The 6,000-nt window shown below is 54.1% G+C and carries 10 protein-coding genes; 1 reads left to right on the top strand and 9 read right to left on the bottom strand.

Features of this window, described 5'->3' with window-relative positions; genetic code table 11:
* The first annotated feature begins 45 nt into the window (after positions 1-45).
* Positions 46-186: a hypothetical protein gene (locus AAFN47_RS27065; protein WP_499812346.1), complete on the top strand. Its 141-nt coding sequence runs from the start codon at positions 46-48 to the stop codon at positions 184-186.
* Positions 187-678: 492 nt separating this feature from the next.
* Here AAFN47_RS27065 and AAFN47_RS27060 read toward each other — a convergent pair whose 3' ends face one another.
* From AAFN47_RS27060 to AAFN47_RS27020, 9 genes are all read right to left on the bottom strand, one after another.
* A complete protein-coding gene (locus AAFN47_RS27060) occupies positions 679-1,026 on the bottom strand; it encodes a hypothetical protein (RefSeq protein WP_499812345.1) in 348 nt (115 codons plus the stop codon).
* A 122-nt stretch (positions 1,027-1,148) separates the two neighbouring features.
* Entirely contained in the window at positions 1,149-2,171 is a 1,023-nt protein-coding gene (locus tag AAFN47_RS27055; protein WP_499812344.1) for a fatty acid desaturase, read from the bottom strand.
* Positions 2,168-2,395: a hypothetical protein gene (locus AAFN47_RS27050; RefSeq protein ID WP_499812343.1), complete on the bottom strand. Its 228-nt coding sequence runs from the start codon at positions 2,393-2,395 to the stop codon at positions 2,168-2,170. Before AAFN47_RS27050 ends, AAFN47_RS27055 begins: the two co-directional genes overlap by 4 nt.
* 196 nt (positions 2,396-2,591) lie before the next feature.
* Positions 2,592-2,822, bottom strand: coding sequence for a 30S ribosomal protein S21 (gene rpsU, locus AAFN47_RS27045; RefSeq protein WP_499812342.1), 231 nt, complete (start codon positions 2,820-2,822; stop codon positions 2,592-2,594).
* Positions 2,823-2,848: 26 nt separating this feature from the next.
* Positions 2,849-3,127 carry a cold-shock protein gene (locus AAFN47_RS27040; RefSeq protein WP_499812341.1) on the bottom strand — a complete coding sequence of 93 codons (279 nt, stop codon included), beginning with the start codon at positions 3,125-3,127 and terminating at the stop codon, positions 2,849-2,851.
* A 155-nt stretch (positions 3,128-3,282) separates the two neighbouring features.
* A complete protein-coding gene (locus tag AAFN47_RS27035) occupies positions 3,283-3,492 on the bottom strand; it encodes a cold-shock protein (protein ID WP_499812340.1) in 210 nt (69 codons plus the stop codon).
* A 220-nt stretch (positions 3,493-3,712) separates the two neighbouring features.
* Positions 3,713-4,288, bottom strand: a complete 576-nt coding sequence (locus AAFN47_RS27030; RefSeq protein ID WP_499812339.1) for a glycoside hydrolase family 108 protein — start codon at positions 4,286-4,288, stop codon at positions 3,713-3,715.
* A 456-nt stretch (positions 4,289-4,744) separates the two neighbouring features.
* Positions 4,745-5,038, bottom strand: a complete 294-nt coding sequence (locus AAFN47_RS27025; protein WP_499812338.1) for a Dabb family protein — start codon at positions 5,036-5,038, stop codon at positions 4,745-4,747.
* A 510-nt stretch (positions 5,039-5,548) separates the two neighbouring features.
* On the bottom strand, positions 5,549-5,758 hold the full coding sequence (locus tag AAFN47_RS27020) for a cold-shock protein (protein ID WP_499812337.1): 210 nt from the start codon (positions 5,756-5,758) through the stop codon (positions 5,549-5,551).
* Positions 5,759-6,000 lie beyond the last annotated feature (242 nt).

Here is a 6,000-nt window from a genome sequence, read left to right as displayed (position 1 = left end):
AATCGACATCGTCGCCATGCGCACCGCGTTTGACGGTTTAATCGCATGACCGAGATTGCCTGCGCTTGTGGCGCTGTGGCGCTTTCACTCGTCGGCCAGCCGATATTGGCCGCCGAATGCCACGCGCTGCAGAAGCCGCGGGCCGATCGTATCGGCCGCTTTGAATCTTATTTTATTGGTGGGTGAGCAGGGACTCGAACTCTGGACCCGCTGATTAAGCGTTTATGCTTCTTCCATTAAAAACAATTGTTTAGTGGAAACCACTCCGAGATTTCCGATTCAAACAAGCAGGAAATCACACACTTTGTGGCAGGTCCTTCAGAGCCGCCTCCGCAAGCTTCCGCATATCGATGACTTTCGAGGTTCCGAGTTCGCCGTTGTGGCTGCGATCGACAATTGCCTCAAGCGCGGCAATGAGGCTTTCAATATGGTCCGAACTGATTGAGTAAGCCGCTTTTGGCGCGACGCTATTGGAGGTCAGCGATTCTTCCTTCCCTTCTTATGGTCAGCGGTGCAGTAGCGGAGGCACGGATATATACGTTCACATGAAAGAAGTGGATCGCGCCTATTTGAGCCGGTTAGCGGTTGGTCAGAGGCTGATATTCGAAAACGCCATAACCTGAGGTTGCGACGAGCAGCCGAATGTCGCGCCTGCCCGCCAGAAACTCTGTCGAGGCGTCAGCTTTCGGAGATCGCCTTCTCGCAGGCCCGGGCAAGGTCCCGGTTCGGCTGTTCTTGACCCAACGGCGTGGCCCAACCCGCCTTTTCGACGATACCTCTGCGGTTGTAGTTACTGGCTGCTTTCATCTCGGCCAGAACGGCCTTGGCGTTTGGATCCTGTTGCGACAACTTCAAACAATAGGGCGTGAGGCTTTCCACGACAGCGGTTTCGGCAGCGTTCTCGGACATCTCGGAAGCCGTACTTCCGGTTACCCAACCGCCCCAGGAAAACCCGACGATGGCCAGGACAATTGCTCCAGCGACCGCACCATAAAGTGCGGGTGACAGCCATGCAGGTAATTTCATGATAAATTCCAATCAATGTTGGCTGACAAGCATTATTGCCCGCCAGTAACGTCACCCTAACACAGACTGTTACACTCCGGTAAACTTTCGCGATTGCACTTCCGGAATGGTCGTTGCGGCGCCTATGCCATCGCTCCGGCGTCTTTGAATGAAACCAGGCGTCGGCCCTCCTCGTCCCAGAGCACGAGTCTTACGCAACGTAAGCTGTCCATAAGCGACAGCGTGTTGATGTCCTTCAATTCAGGATGATCGCTGAGCACATCCGGCAATCGGTAGTACGGTATGCGGCTGGACAGGTGGTGGATATGGTGCATGCCGATATTGGCGGTCAGCCAGCGCAGGATTGACGGCAGTCGATAGTACGAACTACCGTGCAACGCGGCCTCATGCCAGTTCCAGTCCTTTTCACGATCCCAGGATGTATGTTCAAACTGATGCTGAACATAGAAAAGCCATATGCCGGCCGCCCCGGCTAGCAGTGTCACTGAAAGATGGATGGCAAGAAACGCGCCGAGCCCCGTGAACCAGATCACGGCGCCTGATGCGAGGACGATGCCTGCGTTCGTGCTCATGGTGCTCAACCAGGGGTTCCAGCCCTGGTTCATGAACCCGACGGGAAGTCTGTGCTGCAGGAGAAAGACGTAAACCGGTCCGAGAACAAACATGACGACCGGATTGCGATAGAGCCGATATCTCAAACGGTCGAAGCGCCGCAGGGCCCTGAACTCGGAAACCGTCAGGGTATCCACATCTCCGAAGCCGCGTCGCTCGAGAGCGCCCGAATTCGCATGATGGAGATTGTGCGTGCGCTTCCAGAAGTCATAGGGAGTGAGCGTCAGCACGCCGATGAACCGGCCGATCCAGTCATTCCCGGAACGGGAATCGACAAAGGCGCCGTGCCCGCAATCGTGCTGTATCATGAACATCCGCACAAGAAACGCCGCCGCTGGAAGTGCGAAAAGCAGGCCTGCCCAGTATTCGTGCTGCAAGGCGACAGCGGCAGCCGCCCAAAACAGAACGAACGGAATGAGCGTAATTACGATCTCGACTACGCCCCGCCCGGTATGCGGCTGCTTGTAGCGGGCGAGAATCTTCGACCAGCGCCGTGCGTCCTGCGCTTCGGGCCGGACATCTTGAAGATTCAATTTGACGCTCGAATCTTTTTCTTGGCGGAAGTCGCCTTTTTGGAGACTTGCGGATCCGCCGCCTTCTCGGCAGCCTCCCGTTCCAGTCTCAAGGCTCGAAGTTTCGTGTTCTTCTTCTCCCGCGCCTTTGCTTCCGCCGTCATAATGGCGCGGGCGGTGTGATCGGTCGCTTCCGCCTTGCTGCGCCTGTCAGGTTTGAAGAGATTGTTCTTGTCCACGGTCATGACGCCTTTCTTTTGACGGTGATATCGCTTGCCCTAGTGCCCCGAATCTGAATTTCGTTACATCCTGCAGCACGCTTTTTTCGAACTTCAGATTCGACAATGGCACTAGCAGGATAATGATTCTAGTGTGGTTTACGGATTTGAAGTTCCTGTATGAGACAGTTGCTACAATGTAAGGAGCTTCAAATTCACCATACTAGCGGGTGCGCGGCTTTTTGCCAGGGATGAGACCTTCGCGCTGGGCCAGCTTCCTTGTGAGTTTGCGCTGCCTGCGAATGCCTTCGGCCTTTTGCCTCGCCCGTTTCATGGATGGCTTTTCATAGGCTCTGCGCCGGCGCAGTTCGCGAAACATGCCCTCTCGCTGCATTTTTCTTTTCAGAACACGAAGCGCCTGCTCGACGTCGTTGTCACGAACGATGATCTCCAAAGTTGGCGCTTTCTCCCTTGCGGGCGTTATTTGCTTACCTTGATACGTGAAGCATTGAGCCAGCCACCCGATGCTGGCGTGCGTAGGCCAGCCACGGGTTGAATCGAAATCTTCGCTTCGATATCAGACGCCAGAACACGGCGGTCGAACTTTTCGTTCTCGAAGCGGACCTTGTACTGGGATTCGCCCGAGTCGCTAGCGGGCAGGACACTCACGATCCGGCAAAGGCTCTGAACCGATCTTACGCCTGCAAAATTCGATCTGAGGTTTACCTGGTCTCCGGCCTTGTAATGCTGCTGTTGCATGGAAGCCTCCTGGTGAGGGGAATAGAAAATCTGAAGCCGAAATGAAAAAGGCGGGTTTGATCCCGCCTTCCCATTGCGCCGCGCGCTACACATTTCTCGCAACCTGCCTGCCAGTACATCCGTGACTCGACAGGCGCGTAAAAGTGTTGCGTCTATTAGGCGGCGCTAAGCTGATCAGCCGACGACTTGCCGGTTCTGCGATCGTCAACAACTTCGTAATTGACCTTCTGGCCCTCAACGAGACTCGACATTCCGGCCCGTTCGATCGCCGTGGCGTGAACGAAGACGTCTTTTCCGCCATCCACGGGTTCAATGAAGCCGAAGCCTTTTGCGGAGTTGAACCATTTAACTGTGCCTGTAGCCATTGCGCTTATCCTTTATGATGCAATTGCTTCGTATGCTCGCGAATGGTGGTCAAACACATTGCGAACGATTATTCGAGTTCAAGGTAAAAGAGACGGAAGCAAGCGCAGTAAACGCGGGCCATAGTCAAAATCGGCCATAAAATCGATAAACGTTATATGGGCCTAAACTGTGTTTGAAACAAGGCCTGTCGCCAAAATAGATTTCGCACGTTCCTGGAGATCATCGTTCCACCGCCTGCAAAATCCGCTTCAGCGTTTCATTCTGCTGCTGCTGGGCGATACCCTTCAGCCTCTCACGCACGTCTCCTGCCCGCTCTTCGACCCGCTGAAGGCGGCCGGACATCTGCACGATGTCGGCGACACGGTTCGACCAGCCCTTGCCGAAGGTCTTCCAGATCTTCAGGCTCTGCATGAAAGAGAGCCGCTTGCGGCAGATATTTCTCTCGGTCACCGTATGATCGCTGGAACCGACGCCTGCTTTCAGCCATTTCAGCCCGCGCGAAACGCCGGAATTGACGGCCGCGTCACAGACGGCGAGATCGACGCCCGGGACCGGATTGTATTTCAACGCCGTCGGATGCCAGTGTTCGTCGCGATAGAGCCGCAGCGCCTCGGAGTAAGAGAGCTGCCGCACCGGCTTTGCCGCCAGCTTCCGCTTTTCAAGCCAAGCCTGATAGGTCGCCTCGGTCACGCCATACATGGTCTTGCCACCCGGATCCGCCGCATGGTTCGACCACCCGCCCTCCCACTTGGCCGTGATAGCGTGACAGGTGTTGAATCGATCTGAATTCGCCATGAGTGCCTCCTGAAATATCAGATGCATTTTGAGGGATGGGAACTCCGGTCAACTGCCGCTTTTTCAATTTGCCTAGCAATTTTATATTTTGATAGGCACATATGCGCCAAGCAAAAACTGAAAGCGATAGGCATGACCCCACTCAGCCTGCGCGGCAAGGGTTTGAAGCAAGACACCTGACAAGAAACTGGCAAGACACCCGAGCCCGATTGAACGCAAAAACATCTGCCGATCGAAGGCTACGGCAGATCTGAAGCTGTCAACCGAGATCATTCTTGAATTCAAAAGGGTGCGGGTGCGGATTTATGTGACGATCAAACCGGCGGCGCCGGTCGGGAATTTGCCGCCTGACCCCGCCCACTATTTCTCTTGGTCAATGTAGAGGAAGAGAAAGCGGCGACACGCCTAGTCGGCGCGGCGCTCATCGTCAGGATTTCCACAAGCGTGATGCCAAGCTCAAAGTTCGGTGTAATCGATCTCAAGGAAGTCGTCGACCTCGTGCATCCAGCGATCGCGAACAAAGGCGACATGGTCGGGATGGTCGTTATAGCCGCTGTAGGTCGCCTGATCGCTGAATTCCATGGAAAATCCGAAGGCGTAGTTGTTCTTCGGGCTGATCTCGCGGAGTTGTTCGAATTTCTCCACGCCCGGAATCGCGGCAAGGGCCGTCCTTGCATCGTCGAGGAAGGCTTTTTCCGCGGGCGAGTTCGACGGGTGTTTCAGGCGGAAAACGACGGTATGGCGGATCATTAATCTATTCCCGGATATAGTGTTGCAATGAGTATTTCTTAATGAATAACATAAAATTGCATAGTTGATCTCCTATCATTGATTGAATAGCCACCCGCGCCATTCATAGATGTTGATCAGCGTACAGCGTGAGCAGGGACTCGAACCCTGGACCCGCTGATTAAGAGTTTGCGCTTACATAAACAAAAACAAAAGGTTAAGCGTAACAGTCTTGTGAAATTTGTCCACTATCAGCAGTAACTCGCAACGAAAAACCACGGCACGGTGGAAAGGATCGTTCAGCGTACACCCACGTCGGCAGCTTCCCGCTTTTCGATCTGACGCCCGCTAATTTGGCCGTGAGATTTACCTGGTCTCCCGCCTTACAATGCGGGGTGGAGAAAATCTGAAACCCGAATGAAAAAGGCGGGTTTGATCCCGCCTTCCCATTGCGCCGCGCGCTATACATTTTCCGCAACCTGCCTGCCAGTACATCCGTGACTCGACAGGCGCGCTAATGTGCTGCGTCTGTTAAGCGGCGCTAAGCTGTTCAGCCGATGCTTTACCGGTATTTTGATCGTTTACGAGCTCGAAGTTGATCTTCTGACCCTCAACGAGGCTCCGCATTCCTGCGCGTTCGATCGCCGAGGCGTGAACGAAGACGTCTTTTCCGCCGTCAGTGGGTTCAATGAACCCGAAGCCCTTTGTAGAATTGAACCATTTAACTGTTCCAGTGGTCATTGCGTTTTCCTTTAAGATGCAATTGCTTCGTATGCTCGAGAATGGCGGTCAAACACATTCCGAGCGATGAATTCGAGATCAAGGTAAAAGAGACGGAAGCAAGCGCGGTAAACGCGGGCCATAGTCAAATCGGCCACAAAATCGACAATCCGTACATAGACTTGAACTGTGTTTGAAACAAGATCTGTGGACATATCAGCGGAATTTCGCATTTGATCACAACGTTTGCATTGCCTACAACC

This window comes from Hoeflea sp. CAU 1731 (assembly GCF_039888615.1).
In the GTDB taxonomy this organism is placed as follows: domain Bacteria; phylum Pseudomonadota; class Alphaproteobacteria; order Rhizobiales; family Rhizobiaceae; genus Flavimaribacter.
Note: the sequence above shows the minus strand (reverse complement) of the source record. Positions and strands in the feature narration are given on the sequence as shown.

Coding starts and splice junctions, on each gene's coding strand:
- AAFN47_RS27065 (WP_499812346.1), top strand. CDS start 46: ATGACCGAGATTGCCTGCGCTTGTGGCGCTGTGGCGCTTTCACTCGTC.
- AAFN47_RS27060 (WP_499812345.1), bottom strand. CDS start 1,026: ATGAAATTACCTGCATGGCTGTCACCCGCACTTTATGGTGCGGTCGCT.
- AAFN47_RS27050 (WP_499812343.1), bottom strand. CDS start 2,395: ATGACCGTGGACAAGAACAATCTCTTCAAACCTGACAGGCGCAGCAAG.
- AAFN47_RS27040 (WP_499812341.1), bottom strand. CDS start 3,127: ATGCAACAGCAGCATTACAAGGCCGGAGACCAGGTAAACCTCAGATCG.
- AAFN47_RS27035 (WP_499812340.1), bottom strand. CDS start 3,492: ATGGCTACAGGCACAGTTAAATGGTTCAACTCCGCAAAAGGCTTCGGC.
- AAFN47_RS27030 (WP_499812339.1), bottom strand. CDS start 4,288: ATGGCGAATTCAGATCGATTCAACACCTGTCACGCTATCACGGCCAAG.
- AAFN47_RS27025 (WP_499812338.1), bottom strand. CDS start 5,038: ATGATCCGCCATACCGTCGTTTTCCGCCTGAAACACCCGTCGAACTCG.
- AAFN47_RS27020 (WP_499812337.1), bottom strand. CDS start 5,758: ATGACCACTGGAACAGTTAAATGGTTCAATTCTACAAAGGGCTTCGGG.